This window comes from Sphingobium sp. MK2 (assembly GCF_040170545.1).
Taxonomy (GTDB): domain Bacteria; phylum Pseudomonadota; class Alphaproteobacteria; order Sphingomonadales; family Sphingomonadaceae; genus Sphingobium.
Window position 1 is genome coordinate 44,518 of record NZ_JAZDXA010000013.1, and the last position, 17,281, is coordinate 61,798.

Sequence of the window (17,281 nt, forward strand, 5' to 3'; positions counted from 1 at the left end):
CCCAAGAACTCGAATCCCCAACCGCCGGTGCGCCGGCAACGGAGAAGCATCATGGCCCGCAGCCATCCGCTCGAACGCTATCGCAATTTTGGTATCATGGCGCATATCGACGCCGGCAAGACCACGACGACCGAGCGTATCCTTTACTACACCGGCAAGTCCTACAAGATCGGCGAAGTCCATGACGGCGCCGCCACGATGGACTGGATGGAGCAGGAGCAGGAGCGTGGTATCACCATCACGTCGGCTGCGACCACCTGCATCTGGAACGACCACCGTCTGAACATCATCGACACCCCCGGCCACGTCGACTTCACCATCGAAGTCGAACGTTCGCTGCGCGTGCTCGATGGCGCGGTCGCCGCGTTTGACGGCGTTGCGGGCGTTGAGCCGCAGTCGGAAACGGTGTGGCGTCAGGCGGATAAGTATAAGGTTCCGCGGATGTGCTTCATCAACAAGCTCGACCGTACAGGCGCCAATTTCTATTATTGCGTGCAGACGATCATCGATCGCCTGGGTGCCATCCCCGCCGTTCTGTATCTCCCCATCGGTGCGGAGAGCGAGTTCAAGGGTCTGGTCGATCTGGTCGAAAACCGTGCGATCATCTGGAAGGATGAGAATCTCGGTGCTGAATTCTCCTATGAGGAAATTCCCGACGATCTCGCCGACAAGGCTGCCGAATATCGCGAAAAGCTGATCGAACTGGCCGTCGAGCAGGACGACGAGGCGATGGAAGCCTATCTCGAAGGCAATCTGCCCGACGTCGCGACGCTCAAGAAGCTGATCCGCAAGGGCACGCTGGCCCAGGCGTTCGTGCCCGTGCTGTGCGGTTCGGCGTTCAAGAACAAGGGCGTCCAGCCCCTGCTCGACGCGGTTGTCGACTATCTGCCTTCGCCGCTCGACATTGAGGACGTGCAGGGCATCAACCCTGACAACGACCAGCCTGACAGCCGTGCGACCGCCGATGATGCGCCGTTCGCTGGCCTGGCGTTCAAGATCATGAACGATCCGTTCGTCGGCTCGCTCACCTTCCTGCGCGTCTATTCCGGCACCCTGACCAAGGGCACCTATCTGAACTCGGTCAAGGACAAGAAGGAAAAGATCGGCCGCATGCTGCTGATGCATGCCAACAGCCGTGAAGATATCGATGCGGCTTATGCCGGCGACATCGTCGCGCTGGCTGGCATGAAGGAAACCACCACCGGGGATACGCTGTGCGCCGAGCGCCAGCCGATCATCCTGGAGCGGATGGAATTCCCTGAGCCGGTCATCGAATTGTCGGTGGAACCCAAGACCAAGGCCGACCAGGAAAAGATGGGCGTCGCGCTCAACCGCCTGGCTGCCGAAGATCCGTCCTTCCGCGTTTCGACCGATCACGAATCGGGCCAGACCATCATCAAGGGCATGGGCGAGCTTCACCTCGAAATCCTGGTCGACCGCATGAAGCGCGAGTTCAAGGTTGAGGCGAATGTCGGCGCGCCGCAGGTGGCCTATCGCGAATATCTCAAGAAGGCCGTCGACGTCGACTATACGCATAAGAAGCAGTCGGGCGGCACCGGCCAGTTCGGCCGCATCAAGGTGAAGGTCACGCCGGGCGAACGCGGTGCAGGCATCATCTTCAAGGACGAAATCAAGGGCGGTAATATTCCCAAGGAATATATCCCCGCGATCGAAAAGGGCATGCGCGAAACGGCGGCCACCGGCTCGCTCATCGGCTTCCCGATCATCGACTTTGAGATCAACCTGTATGACGGCGCCTATCATGACGTCGACTCGTCGGCGCTGGCGTTCGAAATCACGGGTCGCGCGGCGATGCGTGAAGTCGCGCAGAAGTCGGGCATCACGCTGCTCGAACCGATCATGAAGGTCGAAGTCGTCAGCCCCGAAGAATATCTGGGCGACGTGATCGGCGACATGAACAGCCGTCGTGGCCAGATCCAGGGCACCGACACCCGTGGTAACGCACAGGTCGTCGAAGCGATGGTCCCGCTGGCCAACATGTTCGGCTATGTGAACTCGCTGCGTTCGTTCACCCAGGGGCGTGCGAACTATTCGATGACCTTCTCGCACTATGATGAAGTGCCGCAGAATGTCGCGGACGAAGTCAAGGCGAAGATGGCCTGATGAATTTCCCCGGCCGAGCCGTGCAAGCGGCTCGGTTAGGGGCTGGTAATCTGCAAATTTGCTGCTATGGACGCGCCTTCGCGAGGCGCGGCCGAGCGGTCAGACCCAAGCTGATTTTGATTAGAAGGTAGGATAAAATGGCTAAGGCTAAGTTTGAGCGGAATAAGCCGCACTGCAACATCGGCACCATCGGTCACGTCGACCATGGCAAGACCTCGCTGACCGCAGCGATCACCAAGGTGCTGGCCGAAACCGGCGGCGCCACGTTCACCAGCTACGACAATATCGACAAGGCGCCCGAAGAGCGCGAGCGCGGCATCACCATTTCGACCGCGCACGTCGAATATGAAACCGAAGCGCGCCACTATGCGCACGTCGACTGCCCCGGTCACGCTGACTATGTGAAGAACATGATCACCGGCGCGGCGCAGATGGACGGTGCGATCCTGGTCGTGTCGGCCACCGACGGCCCGATGCCGCAGACCCGTGAGCACATCCTGCTCGCCAAGCAGGTCGGCGTTCCCCAGCTCGTCGTGTTCATGAACAAGGTCGATCTGGTTGACGACGCCGAAATTCTGGAACTGGTCGAGCTGGAAATCCGCGAGCTGCTGAGCAGCTATGATTTCGACGGCGACAACATCCCCGTCATCCCCGGTTCGGCTGTTGCCGCGCTGCAGGACAAGACTCCGGAAATCGGCCATGACGCCGTTCTGAAGCTGATGGCTGCCGTTGATAGCTGGATCCCACAGCCTGAGCGTCCGATCGACAAGCCCTTCCTGATGCCGATCGAAGACGTGTTCTCGATCTCTGGTCGCGGCACGGTCGTCACCGGCCGCGTCGAAACCGGCATCGTCAAGGTTGGCGAAGAAGTCGAAATCGTCGGCATCCGCGACACCCGCAAGACCACGGTCACGGGCGTTGAAATGTTCCGCAAGCTGCTCGACGAAGGTCGTGCAGGCGACAATATCGGCGCGCTGGTTCGTGGCGTTGGTCGTGAAGACGTCGAGCGTGGCCAGGTTCTGGCCAAGCCCGGTTCGGTCATGCCGCACACCGAGTTCGATGCCGAAGTCTACGTGCTGTCGAAGGAAGAGGGTGGCCGTCACACGCCGTTCTTTGCCAACTATCGTCCGCAGTTCTACTTCCGCACCACCGACGTCACCGGCGAAGTCATCCTGCCTGAGGGCACGGAAATGGTTATGCCTGGCGACAACGTAAAGCTCGGCGTCAAGCTGATCGCGCCCATCGCGATGGACCCAGGTCTGCGCTTTGCCATCCGTGAAGGCGGTCGTACCGTCGGCGCAGGGGTTGTCGGCACGATCTCGAAGTAATATAGGCACCGCAGCGGCGCGAATCGCCTGATTCGCGCCGCTCGGATTTTTACCGCCTCGGATCGTCTTTCTCCGGCTCTTGCGAGCTAGAAGGACAGATTAAGAGGCGGTTGTTTTTTGGCTCTTTCGCATCGGTACAGGAATATGGACAGCAACATCCGCATTCGCCTTAAGGCGTTCGATCATCGCGTGCTTGATCAGGCGACCGGCGACATCGCCGACACCGCACGCCGCACTGGCGCTCTCATCCGCGGTCCCATTCCCCTTCCGACGCGCATCGAAAAGTTCACGGTCAACCGTGGTCCGCACATCGACAAGAAGTCGCGCGAGCAGTTTGAGGTCCGCACCTACAAGCGTATGCTTGACATTGTGCAGCCGACGCCGCAGACGGTCGACGCGCTGATGAAGCTGGACCTCGCTGCCGGCGTGAACGTAGAAATCAAGCTGGCCTAAGGCTAGCAAGTCCCTGCCTTCTGTAACAAGTCGGCAGGGTATCGGGTATTCCGGGAAACCGGAAGCTCACACGACACAAGGGATACCGCACAGCGCCGGGCAACCGGCAAGTCTGTGGTTCTGGTCCCCCGTCGCCGGTCCCTAGAGGGGTTGGCATCCAACCCGGACGGGGTGATCTGCATATTTGGGTTGGCCGCTAGGGAATGATCCCAAGCGGTTTTTTTCGTTGGATACGCCCGCCGGCGTCAGTTTCTTTCAAGGCTTAGGCGGGCCTCTATTGGGAGTATGGATCATGCGCACTGGCGTGATCGCTAAGAAAGTCGGGATGACCCGCCTGTTCCAAGAGGACGGGCGTCACGTGCCGGTTACGGTTCTGGCCCTTGAAGGCAACCAGGTCGTAGCTCGCAAGGATGTGGACAGCGACGGCTATGTAGCCGTGCAGTTGGGTGCCGGCGCAGCGAAGGTTAAGAATGTCGCCAAACCGCAGCGCGGTCACTTCGCCAAGGCGGAAGTGGAGCCGAAGGCGCGTCTGGTAGAATTCCGTGTCGCCGAGGATGCGCTCCTCGATGTCGGCGTGGAAATCGCCGCGGATCATTTCATCGACGGCCAGCTCGTCGATGTGTCGGGTCACACCCAGGGTAAGGGCTTTGCCGGCGCCATGAAGCGTTGGGGCTTCGGCGGTATGCGCGCCACCCACGGTGTGTCGATCAGTCACCGTGCCCATGGTTCGACGGGTAACCGTCAGGATCCAGGTCGCGTCTTCAAGAACAAGAAGATGGCCGGTCATATGGGTGATCGTGAACGCACGCAGCAGAACCTCGAAATCGTCCGCACGGACGTCGAGCGCGGTCTGCTGTTCGTCAAGGGCAGCGTGCCCGGTGCCAAGGGCACCTGGCTGACCGTCAAGGATGCCGTCAAGGTGCCCCGTCCGGCCGACGTTCCCTATCCCGCCAGTCTGAAAAAGGCTGACAACAGCAACGACAGCGCTCCCGCTGATACCCCGGCTGAAGAAGTCGCGGCAGTGGAAGCGACCGAAGGCCAGGAGGGCTAAACCATGAAGGTCAAGGTACAGACCCTCGACGCAGCGGAAGCTGGCGATCTGGAGCTGAACGATGCCGTATTCGGTGTCGAGCCCCGCGCCGACATCCTGCACCGTGTCGTCACCTGGCAGCTCGAAAAGCGTCGCGGTACGGCCCGCGGCACGCGCGAGCGCAGCGATGTTGCCCGTACGGGTAAGAAGTTCGGTCGCCAGAAGGGCGGCGGTACGGCTCGTCACGGCGATCGCCGCGCGCCGGTGTTCATCGGTGGTGGTAAAGCCCACGGTGCCCGCGTTCGTGACTTCAATCCCTCGCTGAACAAGAAGGTTCGCGCGCTGGGCCTGAAGATGGCGCTTTCGTCGAAGGTGAAGGACGGTTCGCTGTTCATCATCGACAGCCTCGACGTAGCCGAAGGCAAGACTAAGGCGCTGGTCGCCAATCTTGCCAAGCTGAACCTGACCAAGGTGCTGTTCATCGACGGCGACGCGGTCAACATCAGCTTCGCCAAGGCGTCGGCCAACATCATCGGCGTGGACTTGCTGCCGGCCGTCGGTGCCAATGTCTACGACATCCTGAAAGCCGACTCGCTGGTGCTCACCCGCGCCGCCGTCGAAAAGCTGGAGGCCCGTTTCAATGGCTAAAAAGCAAGCCGCAACGGTCGACAACCGTCATTATGACGTCGTTGTCGCCCCGCACATCACTGAGAAGTCGACCCTTCTCAGCGAATTCAACGCTGTGGTCTTCAAGGTGGCGGGCGATGCCTCCAAGCCTGAGATCAAGGCCGCTGTCGAAGCGATCTGGGGTGTCGACGTCAAGAGCGTGAATACGCTCGTGACGAAGGGCAAGACCAAGAAGTGGAAGGGCAAGCCCTACACCCGCTCCGACGTCAAGAAGGCGATCGTCCGCCTGGCCGAAGGCCAGTCGATCGACATCACCGAGGGAGTGCGCTAACCATGGCGCTGAAGCATTATAACCCGACGAGCCCCGCCCAGCGCGGCCTGATTCTCGTCGACAAGTCCAGCCTGCACAAGGGCAAGCCCGTCAAGGCGCTGACCGAAGGCAAGCGTAAGACGGGTGGCCGCAACAACAAGGGCCATGTGACCTCGCGCGGTATCGGCGGCGGTCACAAGCAGCGCTATCGTATCATCGATTTCAAGCGTCGCTTGTGGGATGTCGAAGGTACGGTCGAGCGTCTGGAATATGACCCCAACCGCACCGCGTTCATCGCGCTGGTCAACTATCCTGACGGTACGCAGGCCTATATCATTGCGCCGCAGCGTCTGGCTCCTGGTGACAAGGTCATCGCGGGCAAGAAGACCGACGTGAAGCCGGGCAACGCGATGGAACTGGGTCAGATGCCGGTCGGCACGATCATCCACAATATCGAGATGAAGCCGGGCAAGGGCGCTCAGCTCTGCCGTTCGGCGGGCACCTATGCCCAGCTCGTTGGCCGTGATCGCGGCATGGTGATGATCCGCTTGTCTTCGGGTGAGCAGCGTTACATCCGTTCGGATTGCATGGGCACCATCGGCGCCGTCAGCAACCCCGACAACGGCAACACCAACCTCGCCAAGGCAGGCCGCAACCGTTGGAAGGGCATCCGCCCGCTGACGCGCGGTGTCGCCAAGAACCCGGTCGATCACCCTCATGGTGGTGGTGAAGGCCGGACCTCCGGCGGCCGTCATCCGGTTACGCCTTGGGGCAAGCCGACCAAGGGTGCCCGCACCCGTCATAACAAGTCGACCGACAAGATGATCATCCGGTCGCGTCACGCCAAGAAGAAGAGGTAATCCGCGATGGCTCGTTCCGTCTGGAAAGGTCCGTTCGTGGACCTCAGCCTTCTGAAGAAGGCAGAAACCGCGCAGGAAGCCGGTGGCCGTGCGCCGATCAAGACTTGGTCGCGTCGTTCCACCATCCTGCCCCAGTTCGTTGGCCTGACGTTCAGCGTCTATAACGGCCGCAAGCATGTTCCGGTGTCCGTGAACGAGGATATGGTGGGTCACAAGCTGGGCGAATTCGCCCCGACCCGCTTCTTCCCCGGCCACGCTGCCGACAAGAAGGGCAAGCGCTAATGAGCAAGGAAAAGGCTCCCCGTCGCGTCGCCGACAATGAGGCTCTGGCCGTCGGCACGCAGATCCGTGGTTCGGCCCAGAAGCTGAATCTGGTGGCGACGCTCATCCGCGGCCACAAGGTCGAGGACGCGCTGAACATCCTCGCTTTCTCCAAGAAGGCGATGGCGGTGGACGTGCGTAAGGTGCTGGCTTCGGCCATCGCCAACGCGGAAAACAACCATAATCTGGACGTCGACGCTCTGGTCGTGGCCGAAGCATCGGTAGGCAAGGCGTTCACGCTCAAGCGCTTCCATGCGCGTGGCCGTGGCAAGTCGACCCGGATCCTCAAGCCCTACAGCCGCGTGCGCATCGTCGTGCGTGAAGCTGGCGAAGAAGCGGAGGCGTAAGCACATGGGTCACAAGAGCAATCCGATCGGTCTGCGTCTTCAGATCAACCGCACCTGGGACAGCCGCTGGTACGCCGAAGGCGCGGACTATGGCCGTCTGCTGCTGGAAGATCTCAAGATCCGCCAGTTCATCATGAAGTCGCTGCCGCAGGCCGCGATTTCGAAGGTCGTCATCGAACGCCCTGCCAAGCTGTGCCGCGTGTCGGTCTATGCTGCCCGTCCCGGTGTCATCATCGGCAAGAAGGGCGCGGACATCGAAAAGCTGCGCAAGAAGCTGAGCGCGCTGACCACGTCCGACGTGTCGCTGAACATCGTCGAAATCCGCAAGCCGGAAGTCGATTCCAAGCTTGTTGCACAGGGTATCGCTGACCAGCTCGAACGCCGCGTGGCTTTCCGCCGCGCGATGAAGCGGGCTGTGCAGTCGGCGCTGCGTCTGGGTGCCGAAGGCATCAAGATCACTTGCGGCGGCCGTCTGGGCGGCGCGGAAATCGCGCGCGTCGAATGGTATCGCGAAGGTCGCGTTCCGCTGCACACGCTGCGCGCGAACGTCGACTATGCCGAAGCCACGGCGCACACCGCCTATGGCGTGTGCGGCATCAAGGTCTGGATCTTCAAGGGTGAGATTCTGGGCCATGATCCGATGGCCACCGACCGGCTCATGCTGGAGGCTCAGACCTCCGGTGTGCGTCCGGCGCGCTGAACATAAGGTAGGTATAGCGTCATGCTGCAACCGAAGAAAATGAAGTTCCGCAAGACCTTCAAGGGCCGGATCAAGGGCGATGCCAAGGGCGGTTCCGCTCTGAACTTCGGTTCCTATGGTCTCAAGGCCATGGAGCCTGAGCGGATCACCGCGCGCCAGATCGAAGCGGCTCGCCGCGCGATCACGCGTCACATCCGCCGTCAGGGCCGTTTGTGGATCCGCGTGTTCCCCGACGTGCCTGTGTCGAAGAAGCCGGCCGAAGTCCGTCAGGGCAAGGGCAAGGGTTCGGTCGAATATTGGGCCGCCCGCGTTAAGCCGGGTCGCATCTTGTTCGAACTGGACGGCGTACCCGGTCCGCTCGCAGCAGAGGCCTTCTCGCGCGCCGCGATGAAGCTGCCCATCAAGACCAAGGTCGTTGCCCGCCTCGGCGACACCTCGCACCTGGAGGGTTAAGCCATGGCGAACGTTGCTGACCTTAAGACCAAGACGGACGACGAACTGTCGACCGAACTCAACAACCTGAAGCGCGAGCAGTTCAATCTGCGTTTCCAGGCGGCCACCAACCAGCTGGAAAAGCCCAGCCGCGTCAAGGAAGTCCGCCGGTCGATCGCGCAGATCAAAACTTTGCAGACCGAGCGTAACAGCTCGGCTGCGACCGCGAAGTAAAGGAAACACACGATGCCCAAGCGCGTGCTGACGGGAACGGTGGTTTCCGACAAGACCGACAAGACGGTGGTGGTTCGTGTAGAGCGCAAGGTTAAGCATGCGCTCTACGGCAAGATCATCCGCCGTTCGAAAAAATATCACGCCCATGACGAGGCCAATGTCTACAAGGAAGGCGAGACGGTCCGCATTGAGGAAACCGCCCCGATTTCCAAGCTCAAGACCTGGAAGGTCATCGAGCGCGTGGACACCCACAAGTCGCCGGAGGTTGCCGCCTAAAGGCGGAAACCCGGACTTTTAGGGTAGGCTCACTAATTCTTTGGGTCTGATTGCGACGCGGGGCTGGCCTTTTCGTTCAGAAGAGGTTACAGGCCCGCGCTTCGCGTAAGACCCGACAGAGTCTTGGCACGAAATTCGGAACCGCTGGGCCAGACCTTTCTGGAGCGTCCCGGTAGGCCAAATAAGAAGGAACCGGATCCATGATCCAGATGCAATCCAATCTTGACGTCGCTGACAACAGCGGCGCCAAGCGCGTCCAGTGCATCAAGGTGCTGGGCGGCTCGAAGCGTCGTTTCGCGAGCGTAGGCGACATCATCGTCGTCTCGATCAAGGAAGCAGCGCCTCGCGGCAAGGTGAAGAAGGGTGACGTGCATCGTGCCGTCATCGTGCGTACCGCCAAGGACGTGCGTCGCGCTGATGGCAGCGTGATTCGCTTCGACGGCAACGCCGCTGTGCTTATCAACAAGAACGAGGAGCCGATCGGCACCCGTATCTTTGGCCCGGTCGTTCGCGAACTGCGCGCCAAGAAGCACATGAAGATCATCTCGCTCGCTCCTGAGGTGCTGTAATGAGCGCTGCCAAGATCAAGAAGGGCGACAAGATTGTCGTCCTGGCTGGCAAGGACAAGGGCCGTACCGGCGCTGTCCTGGCTGTGATGCCCAAGGCCGACAAGGTTCTTGTCGAAGGCATCAACGTGCATGCGAAGCATCGCAAGCCCGACCAGTCGAACCCGCAGGGTGGCATCGAGCGCAAGCCCGCGCCGCTCCACATTTCGAACGTGGCGGTCGCCGACAAGGATGGCAAGCCGACCCGCGTTCGTTTCGAGGATCGCGACGGCAAGAAGGTCCGTGTCGCCGTCAAGTCCGGTGAGGTGCTGTAATGGCCGATAAGTACATCCCGCGCTCCAAAGCGCTGTATGACGCCGAGATCGCCAAGGCGATGACCGAGAAATTCGGTTACAAGAACGTCATGGAAGTCCCCAAGATCGACAAGATCACGCTCAACATGGGTGTGGGCGAAGCGACCCAGGACAAGAAGAAGGTCACGCAGGCCGCCGAGGAAATGGAACTGATCGCGGGCCAGAAGCCGGTTATCACCAAGGCGAAGAAGTCGATCGCGCAGTTCAAGCTGCGTGAAGGCATGCCTATCGGTGCCAAGGTCACGCTGCGCCGCGAGCGCATGTATGAATTTCTGGACCGCATGATCAACGTGGCTCTGCCCCGCGTCCGCGATTTTCGTGGTCTCAATCCGAAGAGCTTCGATGGCCGTGGCAATTATGCCTTCGGTATCAAGGAGCAGATCATCTTCCCAGAGATCAGCTATGACCGTGTCGACAAGGTGCGCGGCATGGACATCATCGTGACCACCACGGCGAAGACGGACGATGAAGCGCGCGAACTGCTGCGCCTCTTCGGCTTCCCCTTCCCGCTCGAAGAGAAGCAGGCGGCCTGAACAAGGTCCCGCTTCTCTCCCAACGCTAAAGCTAAGGAAGAGAACTTAAGTCATGGCGAAACTGAGTTCGATCAACAAGAATGAGCGTCGCAAGAAGCTGGTCAAGAAATATGCCGGCCGTTATGCAAAGCTCAAGGCGATCGCGAATGACAACGCGGCCGATGACAGCGATCGTCTGATCGCTCGTCTGAAGATGGCGGAAATTCCCCGCAACGGCAACCCGACCCGCGTGCGTAACCGCTGCGAACTGACGGGGCGCCCACGCGCTTATTACCGCAAATTCCGGCTCTGCCGTATTCAGCTGCGCGATCTGGCCAATAAGGGCCTGATCCCCGGCGTCACCAAGTCGAGCTGGTAAGGATATCATCTCATGGCATTGACCGATCCCCTGGGTGATATGCTCACCCGCATCCGCAACGGGCAGCAGGCGAAGAAGGACAGCGTTATGTCCCCAGCGTCCAAGCTGCGCGCCCGCGTCCTCGACGTGCTCCAGCGCGAAGGCTATATTCGCGGCTATTCCGAGGAAGATCTCGGCAAGCACCCTGGCCTGCGCATTGAGCTCAAATATTTCGAAGGGCAGCCTGCTATCAAGCATGTCGCCCGCGTGTCCAAGCCTGGCCGCCGCGTCTATTCGGGTTCGAAAGAACTGCCGGTGATCCGCAACGGTCTTGGTATCACGATCGTCTCGACGCCCAAGGGTGTTCTGTCCGACGCGGAAGCGCGCGATCAGAATGTCGGCGGCGAAGTGCTGGCGGAGGTGTTCTAATGAGCCGCATCGGTAAAAAGCCGGTCGCGATCCCCAATGGGGTGACGGCGACCATCGAGGGCGGGCAGCTCTCGGTCAAGGGGCCTAAGGGCACCCTGGCCATGCCGCTGCGCGACGAGATCAGCTACACGCTGGAAGGCGAAGGCATTCTCGTTCAGCCAGCCAACAAGACCAAGGCCGCACGGGCATTCTGGGGCATGCAGCGCACGCTGATCCAGAACCTGGTCACCGGCGTGACGGAAGGCTTCACTAAGAAGCTGCTCATCACCGGCGTTGGCTACCGCGCGAACTCGCAGGGCAAGAACCTGAAGCTGCAGCTTGGCTACAGCCATGACGTCGATTTTGCGATCCCCGACGGGATCGAGATCAAGACCCCGGATAACACCACGGTCGAGATCAGCGGCATGGACAAGCAGCAGGTCGGCCAGGTTGCCGCCGAAATCCGTCGCTGGCGCAAGCCTGAGCCTTATAAGGGCAAGGGCATCAAATATGCCGGCGAGTTCATCTTCCGCAAGGAAGGGAAGAAGAAGTAAGATGGCAAAGCTTTCCCTTTTCGAGCGGCGTCGTCGCCGTGTTCGCACCGCGCTCAAGGCTGTTTCGGGCACGCGCCCGCGCCTGAGCATCCACCGTTCGGGTCGTCACATCTACGCCCAGATCATCGATGACGCTGTCGGCACGACCGTCGCTGCGGCATCGACCCTGGACAAGGACGTGCGCGGCAAGACCGGCGCTACCTCGCAAGCCGCAGCCGATGTCGGCAAGCGCGTCGCTGCTGCAGCGACCGCCGCCGGTGTCACCCGCGTCGTGTTCGACCGTGGTGGCTTCCTGTTCCATGGCCGCGTCAAGGCGCTGGCCGATGCCGCCCGTGAGGGCGGGCTGGAGTTCTGATCATGGCTGACGAAAACACCAACGAAGTCGTCGCACCCGTCGAGGGTGCCGAGGCGGCAGCACCAGCCGAAAACCGCGGTCCCGGCCGTGGCCGTGGCCGTGGCAACCGTGGCGGCGGCGACCGCAACCGTAGCGATCGTGGCGGTGGCCGTGGTCGTCGTGACGATCGTCGCGGCGGTAACCGTGACGAGGATCAGGGCGAAGAACTGATCGAGAAGCTGGTCCACATCAACCGCGTCAGCAAGACCGTCAAGGGCGGCAAGCGCTTCGGCTTTGCGGCGCTGGTCGTTGTCGGCGACGGCAAGGGCCGGGCCGGTTTCGGCCATGGCAAGGCGCGCGAAGTGCCTGAAGCCATCAGCAAGGCGACCGCCGCTGCCAAGAAGGCAATGGTTCGCGTTCCGCTGAAGGAAGGCCGCACGCTGCATCATGATGGCCTCGGCCATTTCGGTGCGGGCAAGGTGACGCTGCGTTCGGCCCCGGCCGGTACGGGTATCATCGCCGGTGGTCCGATGCGCGCCGTGTTCGAAAGCCTCGGCGTCGCAGACGTCGTGACCAAGTCGAACGGCACGTCGAACCCTTATAACATGATCCGGGCGACCTTCGCGGCGCTGGGCGAACAGACGAGCCCCAAGTCGGTGGCGCAGCGTCGCGGCAAGAAGGTTGCTGACCTTCTGCATCGCGGTGGAGCCTCGGTCGAGGTCGCGCAGGCTGACGCCGAAGCGATTGTGGAGTAAGCGACATGGCAACAATCAAGATCAAGCAGATCGGTTCGCCGATCCGTCGCCCCGCCGACCAGAAGAAGATTCTGATCGGTCTGGGCCTTGGCAAGATGCATCGCGTGGTAGAACTGGAAGACACGGCGGAAGTCCGCGGTGCCATCAAGAAGCTGCCCCATATGGTGCAAGTGGTCGAGGGCTAAGCCCTTCGATCCGATGAAATGATGCGGGAGAGGGGGAAACCCCTCTTTCGTTTTTTTGACGGTCGGGCTATCGGCCCGGCCTCTTCAGGTTCCCACTGGGGACAGCGCGAACAAAGCGAAAGCGAGTGCACGATATGAAACTCAATGACATCCGTGACAATGATGGTGCCCGCAAGGGCCGTATGCGCGTTGGACGCGGCATCGGTTCGGGCAAGGGCAAGACCGCTGGCCGCGGCCAGAAGGGCGCCAAGGCGCGTTCGGGCGTTGCCATCAACGGCTTCGAAGGTGGCCAGATGCCACTCCATATGCGTCTGCCTAAGCGCGGCTTCAACAACATCTTCGCCAGCGATTTCGCGATCGTGAACCTGGGTGCGGTGCAGAAGGCGATCGACGCTGGCAAGCTGGACGCCAACGCGACTATCGACCATGCCGCGCTCAAGGCCGCTGCGCTTGCCCGTGGTGGCAAGGATGGCGTCCGTCTGCTCGCCAAGGGCGAACTGACCGCCAAGGTCAGCTTCCTCGTCTCCGGCGCGTCGAAGGGTGCCCTGGAAGCCGTCGAAAAGGCCGGTGGCAAGGTCGAAGTGATCGAAGTCGTCGCAGCCGCCGACAAGGCGAAGGCTAAGAAGGGCACGGCGCTCGCCGCTGCCAAGGCTGCCCGGAAGGCGTAAGCCGCAGTCTCAGACTTGCAAGCACGGCCCCGCTGCCCGATATGGGTTGGCGGGGTCATGCGTATCGGGGGACTGTCTTTGCCACTTGGTATGGCAACTCCCCGTTCGACACGTTGAACCCGTCCCGCTAAGGGATGAGCGATTCCGCACCGGGGCTTGATGCCTCGGCAAGAGTGATTTGAAGGGCAGCCACCATGGCATCGAGAGCCGACCAGCTCGCATCCAATCTGAGCCTCGCGAAATTCAGCAAGGCCACCGACCTCAAGAAGCGCTTGTGGTTTACGCTCGGCGCATTGATCGTGTTCCGATTCCTCAGCTTCGTGCCGATGCCCGGCATCGATCCGACGGCTTTGGCTGGCGCGGTGCAGAATACGCGCGGCGGCGTCCTCGACATCTTCAACACCTTTTCGGGCGGTGCGCTGGAGCGTGCAAGCCTGATTGCGCTGGGCATCATGCCCTACATCACCGCGTCGATCGTGGTGCAGTTGGCCTCCTCGCTCTCGCCGAAACTGGCGGCGATCAAGAAGGAAGGCGAGAGCGGACGCAAGCGGCTCAACCAATATACCCGCTACGGCACGGTGTTCCTGGCCGCGGTTCAGGGTTATTTCGCAGCGGTCGGCTATGAGACGCAGGGCGCGGCCGTGGTCGATCCCGGCATGGTGTTCCGCGTGTCGGCGGTCGTGTCTCTGATCGGCGGCACGATGTTCCTGATGTGGCTCGGCGAACAGATCACCTCGCGCGGCATCGGCAACGGCGTATCGCTCATCATCATGGCGGGCATCGTCGCCCAGTTGCCGGTGACGTTGAGCAACCTGTTCAAGTCCGGCAGCGAAGGGACGATCTCCGGCCTGCTCATTTTCCTCGTCATGGTCATGGCGGTCGGCCTCATCCTGCTGATCTGCTTCATGGAGCGGGCGCAGCGCCGGGTGCTGATCCAATATCCCAAGCGCCAGACCCGTCAGGGACTGATGCAGGCGGACCGCAGCCATTTGCCGCTCAAGGTCAACACCGCAGGCGTCATTCCGCCGATCTTCGCCTCGTCGCTGCTGCTGATGCCGCTGACCATCTCGCAGTTTGCGGGCCAGACGGTCGCTGGCGAAAGCCGGTGGGGCGATTTCGTGCTGACGCTCAACCAATATCTGTCGCATGGCAGCCCGGTCTATATGGGGCTTTATGGCCTGGGCATCGTCTTCTTCTGCTTCTTCTACACCGCTGTGGTGTTCAACCCGGAAGAGACGGCGGACAATTTGAAGCGCAATGGCGGCTTCATTCCCGGCATCCGGCCTGGCAAGAATACCGAAAATTATCTGGACTATGTGCTGACGCGCATCACGGTGATCGGTGCGGCTTATCTGGCCTTCATCTGCCTGGTGCCGGAATTTGCCATCGCGCGAGCCGGGATTCCCTTCTACCTTGGTGGGACTAGCTTGTTGATCGTGGTCAATGTTACGGTCGACACCGTGACCCAGATTCAGAGCCATCTGCTCGCTCATCAATATGGCGATCTGATCAAGAAGGCGAAGCTCAAGGGCCGCCTGCGCTAAACGCGGCCCGGACACTGGGCGCACAACAGGGGAGAATGCGCGCGATGAACATCATTCTGCTTGGCCCTCCGGGGGCCGGCAAGGGGACGCAGGCCAGTCGCCTGGTCGAGGACCGCGGCATGGTGCAATTGTCCACGGGTGACATGCTGCGCGCTGCCGTAAAGGCGGGCACGCCCGTCGGCCTGCAGGCCAAGGCTTTGATGGAGGCCGGGGCGTTGGTGCCTGACGATGTGGTGTCCGGCATTATCGGTGAGGCGCTCGATGCGCTTGCCGCTGATACGGGCGTAATCTTTGACGGCTATCCGCGTACCGAGGCACAGGCCCATTCACTGGACGCCTTGCTCGAAGGGCGCGCTCGTTCGCTCGATCATGTGATCGAACTCGACGTCGATGAAGACGCGCTGGTCGAACGGATCACTGGCCGCTTTACCTGCGCCAATTGCGGCGCGGGCTATCATGATGTCTTCAAGCTGCCCAAGGTCGAGGGCGAATGCGACAAGTGCCAGAGCCACGAGTTCAAGCGCCGCCCCGACGACAATGAGGAAACGGTGCGCACCCGCATGGCCGAATATCGCGCCAAGACCGCACCCATCCTGCCCATCTATGAAGCGCGCGCGATCGTGTCGCGGGTGGATGGCATGGCCGACATGGACGACGTGACCAGCGCGATTGCGGCGATCCTGGACGGCAACGCCGCCTGATATAGCGCGCTACGGAAAAGAAGGACCGATAGGGGCGGGTATGGCGGTGGCCATGCCTGCCCCTTTTGGCTTCATGGTGTCGATGACGATGGAGTGATGGGGTGCCCAGCGTTAGGCGTTAAGCATATTTCCTGTCGCGCAGCATGACGTAGCAAAATACCAGCAATAAAAATCGGCTTATCGCGGACCAATTAACCACGATCTTGCCAGATTTATGTCTCCTATGTTGCTACAGCGGGGCGTGGCTGGATCATCCCCCAAACGCGCACGGTTAACGGAACTGGATGCGCTGCGTGGCATAGGCGCGCTGTGCGTGCTGATCTTCCATTATTCCACGCGCTTCCACGAACTCTTCCCCCAGGCGGCGCATGTGCCGTTCAGTTTCCCCGGCGGCAATTATCGGGTGCTGCTGTTCTTCACCATTTCCGGCTTTGCCATATTCTTCACGCTCGATCGGATCAGGTCGGTCGCCGACTTCGTGGTCAATCGGTTCGCGCGTCTTTATCCGGCCTATCTGGTAGCGATGCTGGTGACGTTGTCTATCGAATATCTTGCCCATACGACGCAACTCCTGATCGGACCGGGCGCGATCCTCGCCAATTTCACCATGTTGCAGGGCTTTGCCTTCCTGCCCGAAGTGGATGGCGCTTACTGGACGTTGACGGTGGAGATCGCCTTCTACGCCTGCATGATCGGCCTGTGGAAATGTGCGGGATTGAAGCATCTGGAGCCGCTGCTCCTGTTATGGCTGGGCGTCCGCTGGCTCTATGCCTTGTGGCCCGACATGCCGGAGCGGATCATCATGCTGCTGGTGCTGCGCTATCTGCCCTTCTTCATCATCGGTATGCTGTCCTACCGCGTCTGGGCGGGGCGGCGCAGTTGGCGGCAGCAAGCCCCCTATGCCGCGCTGGCGCTGGCGTCGGTCGCGACGATGGAGACATGGGACGTGACCATCGTCGCCTGCATCCTGCTCGCCGCCTTTGCGGCGCTGATCGCGGGGCGGCTGCATATATTGCGAATCCGGCCGCTCATCTGGCTCGGCGGGATCAGCTATTCCTTCTACCTCATCCACCAGCATGTCGGTTTCGTCGTCATGCTCGAACTGGCCAAGGCTGGCTATAGCCCCTGGATCGGCTTCTTTGCCGCCTTCGCTGTCGCTTTGGTGCTGGGCACGCTGATCAACCGCGTGGTGGAGCGACCCGCCGGGGAAGCGATATTGGCCTGGTGGAAGCGGCGGCGTGAGATCCAGCTAGCCGCTGTGCAACCGGCATGAAAAAGGCGGCGCTGGATCATCCAGCGCC

At 61.1% G+C, this 17,281-nt stretch carries 26 protein-coding genes; all 26 read left to right on the forward strand.

Features of this window, described 5'->3' with window-relative positions; all coding sequences use genetic code 11:
* The first annotated feature begins 51 nt into the window (after window positions 1-51).
* Window positions 52-2,124, forward strand: a complete 2,073-nt coding sequence (gene fusA, locus V2I08_RS08270) for an elongation factor G (protein WP_043152131.1) — start codon at window positions 52-54, stop codon at window positions 2,122-2,124.
* Between the two features lie 137 nt (window positions 2,125-2,261).
* Entirely contained in the window at window positions 2,262-3,452 is a 1,191-nt protein-coding gene (gene tuf / locus V2I08_RS08275) for an elongation factor Tu (RefSeq protein ID WP_037472405.1), read from the forward strand.
* 144 nt (window positions 3,453-3,596) lie between these two features.
* Window positions 3,597-3,905, forward strand: coding sequence for a 30S ribosomal protein S10 (gene rpsJ, locus V2I08_RS08280; RefSeq protein WP_007686587.1), 309 nt, complete (start codon window positions 3,597-3,599; stop codon window positions 3,903-3,905).
* Between the two features lie 292 nt (window positions 3,906-4,197).
* On the forward strand, window positions 4,198-4,956 hold the full coding sequence (gene rplC / locus V2I08_RS08285; protein WP_349634675.1) for a 50S ribosomal protein L3: 759 nt from the start codon (window positions 4,198-4,200) through the stop codon (window positions 4,954-4,956).
* A 3-nt stretch (window positions 4,957-4,959) separates the two neighbouring features.
* A complete protein-coding gene (gene rplD, locus V2I08_RS08290; protein ID WP_037472402.1) occupies window positions 4,960-5,583 on the forward strand; it encodes a 50S ribosomal protein L4 in 624 nt (207 codons plus the stop codon).
* On the forward strand, window positions 5,576-5,893 hold the full coding sequence (locus V2I08_RS08295; protein ID WP_037472401.1) for a 50S ribosomal protein L23: 318 nt from the start codon (window positions 5,576-5,578) through the stop codon (window positions 5,891-5,893). The genes rplD and V2I08_RS08295 overlap by 8 nt, the downstream gene beginning before the upstream one ends.
* A 2-nt stretch (window positions 5,894-5,895) precedes the next feature.
* A complete protein-coding gene (gene rplB, locus V2I08_RS08300; RefSeq protein ID WP_037472400.1) occupies window positions 5,896-6,732 on the forward strand; it encodes a 50S ribosomal protein L2 in 837 nt (278 codons plus the stop codon).
* Between the two features lie 6 nt (window positions 6,733-6,738).
* A complete protein-coding gene (rpsS, locus tag V2I08_RS08305) occupies window positions 6,739-7,014 on the forward strand; it encodes a 30S ribosomal protein S19 (protein ID WP_037472398.1) in 276 nt (91 codons plus the stop codon).
* Window positions 7,014-7,400 carry a 50S ribosomal protein L22 gene (gene rplV, locus V2I08_RS08310; RefSeq protein ID WP_043152133.1) on the forward strand — a complete coding sequence of 129 codons (387 nt, stop codon included), beginning with the start codon at window positions 7,014-7,016 and terminating at the stop codon, window positions 7,398-7,400. The genes rpsS and rplV overlap by 1 nt, the downstream gene beginning before the upstream one ends.
* Before the next feature lie 4 nt (window positions 7,401-7,404).
* Complete coding sequence (gene rpsC, locus V2I08_RS08315; protein WP_037472395.1) at window positions 7,405-8,100, forward strand: 30S ribosomal protein S3; 696 nt, start codon at window positions 7,405-7,407, stop codon at window positions 8,098-8,100.
* A 21-nt stretch (window positions 8,101-8,121) separates the two neighbouring features.
* Window positions 8,122-8,553: a 50S ribosomal protein L16 gene (rplP, locus tag V2I08_RS08320; RefSeq protein WP_037472393.1), complete on the forward strand. Its 432-nt coding sequence runs from the start codon at window positions 8,122-8,124 to the stop codon at window positions 8,551-8,553.
* 3 nt (window positions 8,554-8,556) lie between these two features.
* Window positions 8,557-8,766 (forward strand): 50S ribosomal protein L29, encoded by a 210-nt coding sequence (gene rpmC, locus V2I08_RS08325; protein WP_037472392.1) that lies wholly within the window; start codon window positions 8,557-8,559, stop codon window positions 8,764-8,766.
* A 12-nt stretch (window positions 8,767-8,778) separates the two neighbouring features.
* Window positions 8,779-9,042, forward strand: coding sequence for a 30S ribosomal protein S17 (gene rpsQ / locus V2I08_RS08330; protein ID WP_349634676.1), 264 nt, complete (start codon window positions 8,779-8,781; stop codon window positions 9,040-9,042).
* A 200-nt stretch (window positions 9,043-9,242) separates the two neighbouring features.
* A complete protein-coding gene (rplN, locus tag V2I08_RS08335; RefSeq protein WP_007686569.1) occupies window positions 9,243-9,611 on the forward strand; it encodes a 50S ribosomal protein L14 in 369 nt (122 codons plus the stop codon).
* Window positions 9,611-9,922 (forward strand): 50S ribosomal protein L24, encoded by a 312-nt coding sequence (rplX, locus tag V2I08_RS08340; RefSeq protein ID WP_310226572.1) that lies wholly within the window; start codon window positions 9,611-9,613, stop codon window positions 9,920-9,922. The genes rplN and rplX overlap by 1 nt, the downstream gene beginning before the upstream one ends.
* Entirely contained in the window at window positions 9,922-10,494 is a 573-nt protein-coding gene (rplE, locus tag V2I08_RS08345; protein ID WP_037472389.1) for a 50S ribosomal protein L5, read from the forward strand. The genes rplX and rplE overlap by 1 nt, the downstream gene beginning before the upstream one ends.
* 52 nt (window positions 10,495-10,546) lie before the next feature.
* Window positions 10,547-10,852: a 30S ribosomal protein S14 gene (gene rpsN / locus V2I08_RS08350; protein ID WP_037472388.1), complete on the forward strand. Its 306-nt coding sequence runs from the start codon at window positions 10,547-10,549 to the stop codon at window positions 10,850-10,852.
* 12 nt (window positions 10,853-10,864) lie between these two features.
* The gene (gene rpsH / locus V2I08_RS08355; protein WP_037472387.1) at window positions 10,865-11,260 is read left to right on the forward strand and encodes a 30S ribosomal protein S8; all 396 of its coding nucleotides are present in this window, start codon (window positions 10,865-10,867) and stop codon (window positions 11,258-11,260) included.
* The gene (rplF, locus tag V2I08_RS08360; RefSeq protein ID WP_037472386.1) at window positions 11,260-11,793 is read left to right on the forward strand and encodes a 50S ribosomal protein L6; all 534 of its coding nucleotides are present in this window, start codon (window positions 11,260-11,262) and stop codon (window positions 11,791-11,793) included. Before rpsH ends, rplF begins: the two co-directional genes overlap by 1 nt.
* A gap of 1 nt (window position 11,794) precedes the next feature.
* A complete protein-coding gene (gene rplR, locus V2I08_RS08365; protein ID WP_349634677.1) occupies window positions 11,795-12,148 on the forward strand; it encodes a 50S ribosomal protein L18 in 354 nt (117 codons plus the stop codon).
* A gap of 2 nt (window positions 12,149-12,150) precedes the next feature.
* Window positions 12,151-12,882, forward strand: coding sequence for a 30S ribosomal protein S5 (gene rpsE, locus V2I08_RS08370; RefSeq protein WP_349634678.1), 732 nt, complete (start codon window positions 12,151-12,153; stop codon window positions 12,880-12,882).
* Window positions 12,883-12,887: 5 nt separating this feature from the next.
* Window positions 12,888-13,067 (forward strand): 50S ribosomal protein L30, encoded by a 180-nt coding sequence (gene rpmD, locus V2I08_RS08375; RefSeq protein WP_037472383.1) that lies wholly within the window; start codon window positions 12,888-12,890, stop codon window positions 13,065-13,067.
* Window positions 13,068-13,201: 134 nt separating this feature from the next.
* Entirely contained in the window at window positions 13,202-13,735 is a 534-nt protein-coding gene (gene rplO, locus V2I08_RS08380) for a 50S ribosomal protein L15 (RefSeq protein ID WP_043152163.1), read from the forward strand.
* Window positions 13,736-13,929: 194 nt separating this feature from the next.
* Window positions 13,930-15,279, forward strand: a complete 1,350-nt coding sequence (secY, locus tag V2I08_RS08385) for a preprotein translocase subunit SecY (RefSeq protein WP_349634679.1) — start codon at window positions 13,930-13,932, stop codon at window positions 15,277-15,279.
* Between the two features lie 44 nt (window positions 15,280-15,323).
* A complete protein-coding gene (locus V2I08_RS08390; RefSeq protein WP_349634680.1) occupies window positions 15,324-15,980 on the forward strand; it encodes an adenylate kinase in 657 nt (218 codons plus the stop codon).
* 223 nt (window positions 15,981-16,203) lie between these two features.
* The gene (locus tag V2I08_RS08395; protein ID WP_349634681.1) at window positions 16,204-17,253 is read left to right on the forward strand and encodes an acyltransferase; all 1,050 of its coding nucleotides are present in this window, start codon (window positions 16,204-16,206) and stop codon (window positions 17,251-17,253) included.
* Window positions 17,254-17,281: the final 28 nt, after the last annotated feature.

Coding starts and splice junctions, on each gene's coding strand:
- fusA (WP_043152131.1), top strand. CDS start 52: ATGGCCCGCAGCCATCCGCTCGAACGCTATCGCAATTTTGGTATCATG.
- tuf (WP_037472405.1), top strand. CDS start 2,262: ATGGCTAAGGCTAAGTTTGAGCGGAATAAGCCGCACTGCAACATCGGC.
- rpsJ (WP_007686587.1), top strand. CDS start 3,597: ATGGACAGCAACATCCGCATTCGCCTTAAGGCGTTCGATCATCGCGTG.
- rplC (WP_349634675.1), top strand. CDS start 4,198: ATGCGCACTGGCGTGATCGCTAAGAAAGTCGGGATGACCCGCCTGTTC.
- rplD (WP_037472402.1), top strand. CDS start 4,960: ATGAAGGTCAAGGTACAGACCCTCGACGCAGCGGAAGCTGGCGATCTG.
- V2I08_RS08295 (WP_037472401.1), top strand. CDS start 5,576: ATGGCTAAAAAGCAAGCCGCAACGGTCGACAACCGTCATTATGACGTC.
- rplB (WP_037472400.1), top strand. CDS start 5,896: ATGGCGCTGAAGCATTATAACCCGACGAGCCCCGCCCAGCGCGGCCTG.
- rpsS (WP_037472398.1), top strand. CDS start 6,739: ATGGCTCGTTCCGTCTGGAAAGGTCCGTTCGTGGACCTCAGCCTTCTG.
- rplV (WP_043152133.1), top strand. CDS start 7,014: ATGAGCAAGGAAAAGGCTCCCCGTCGCGTCGCCGACAATGAGGCTCTG.
- rpsC (WP_037472395.1), top strand. CDS start 7,405: ATGGGTCACAAGAGCAATCCGATCGGTCTGCGTCTTCAGATCAACCGC.
- rplP (WP_037472393.1), top strand. CDS start 8,122: ATGCTGCAACCGAAGAAAATGAAGTTCCGCAAGACCTTCAAGGGCCGG.
- rpmC (WP_037472392.1), top strand. CDS start 8,557: ATGGCGAACGTTGCTGACCTTAAGACCAAGACGGACGACGAACTGTCG.
- rpsQ (WP_349634676.1), top strand. CDS start 8,779: ATGCCCAAGCGCGTGCTGACGGGAACGGTGGTTTCCGACAAGACCGAC.
- rplN (WP_007686569.1), top strand. CDS start 9,243: ATGATCCAGATGCAATCCAATCTTGACGTCGCTGACAACAGCGGCGCC.
- rplX (WP_310226572.1), top strand. CDS start 9,611: ATGAGCGCTGCCAAGATCAAGAAGGGCGACAAGATTGTCGTCCTGGCT.
- rplE (WP_037472389.1), top strand. CDS start 9,922: ATGGCCGATAAGTACATCCCGCGCTCCAAAGCGCTGTATGACGCCGAG.
- rpsN (WP_037472388.1), top strand. CDS start 10,547: ATGGCGAAACTGAGTTCGATCAACAAGAATGAGCGTCGCAAGAAGCTG.
- rpsH (WP_037472387.1), top strand. CDS start 10,865: ATGGCATTGACCGATCCCCTGGGTGATATGCTCACCCGCATCCGCAAC.
- rplF (WP_037472386.1), top strand. CDS start 11,260: ATGAGCCGCATCGGTAAAAAGCCGGTCGCGATCCCCAATGGGGTGACG.
- rplR (WP_349634677.1), top strand. CDS start 11,795: ATGGCAAAGCTTTCCCTTTTCGAGCGGCGTCGTCGCCGTGTTCGCACC.
- rpsE (WP_349634678.1), top strand. CDS start 12,151: ATGGCTGACGAAAACACCAACGAAGTCGTCGCACCCGTCGAGGGTGCC.
- rpmD (WP_037472383.1), top strand. CDS start 12,888: ATGGCAACAATCAAGATCAAGCAGATCGGTTCGCCGATCCGTCGCCCC.
- rplO (WP_043152163.1), top strand. CDS start 13,202: ATGAAACTCAATGACATCCGTGACAATGATGGTGCCCGCAAGGGCCGT.
- secY (WP_349634679.1), top strand. CDS start 13,930: ATGGCATCGAGAGCCGACCAGCTCGCATCCAATCTGAGCCTCGCGAAA.
- V2I08_RS08390 (WP_349634680.1), top strand. CDS start 15,324: ATGAACATCATTCTGCTTGGCCCTCCGGGGGCCGGCAAGGGGACGCAG.
- V2I08_RS08395 (WP_349634681.1), top strand. CDS start 16,204: ATGTTGCTACAGCGGGGCGTGGCTGGATCATCCCCCAAACGCGCACGG.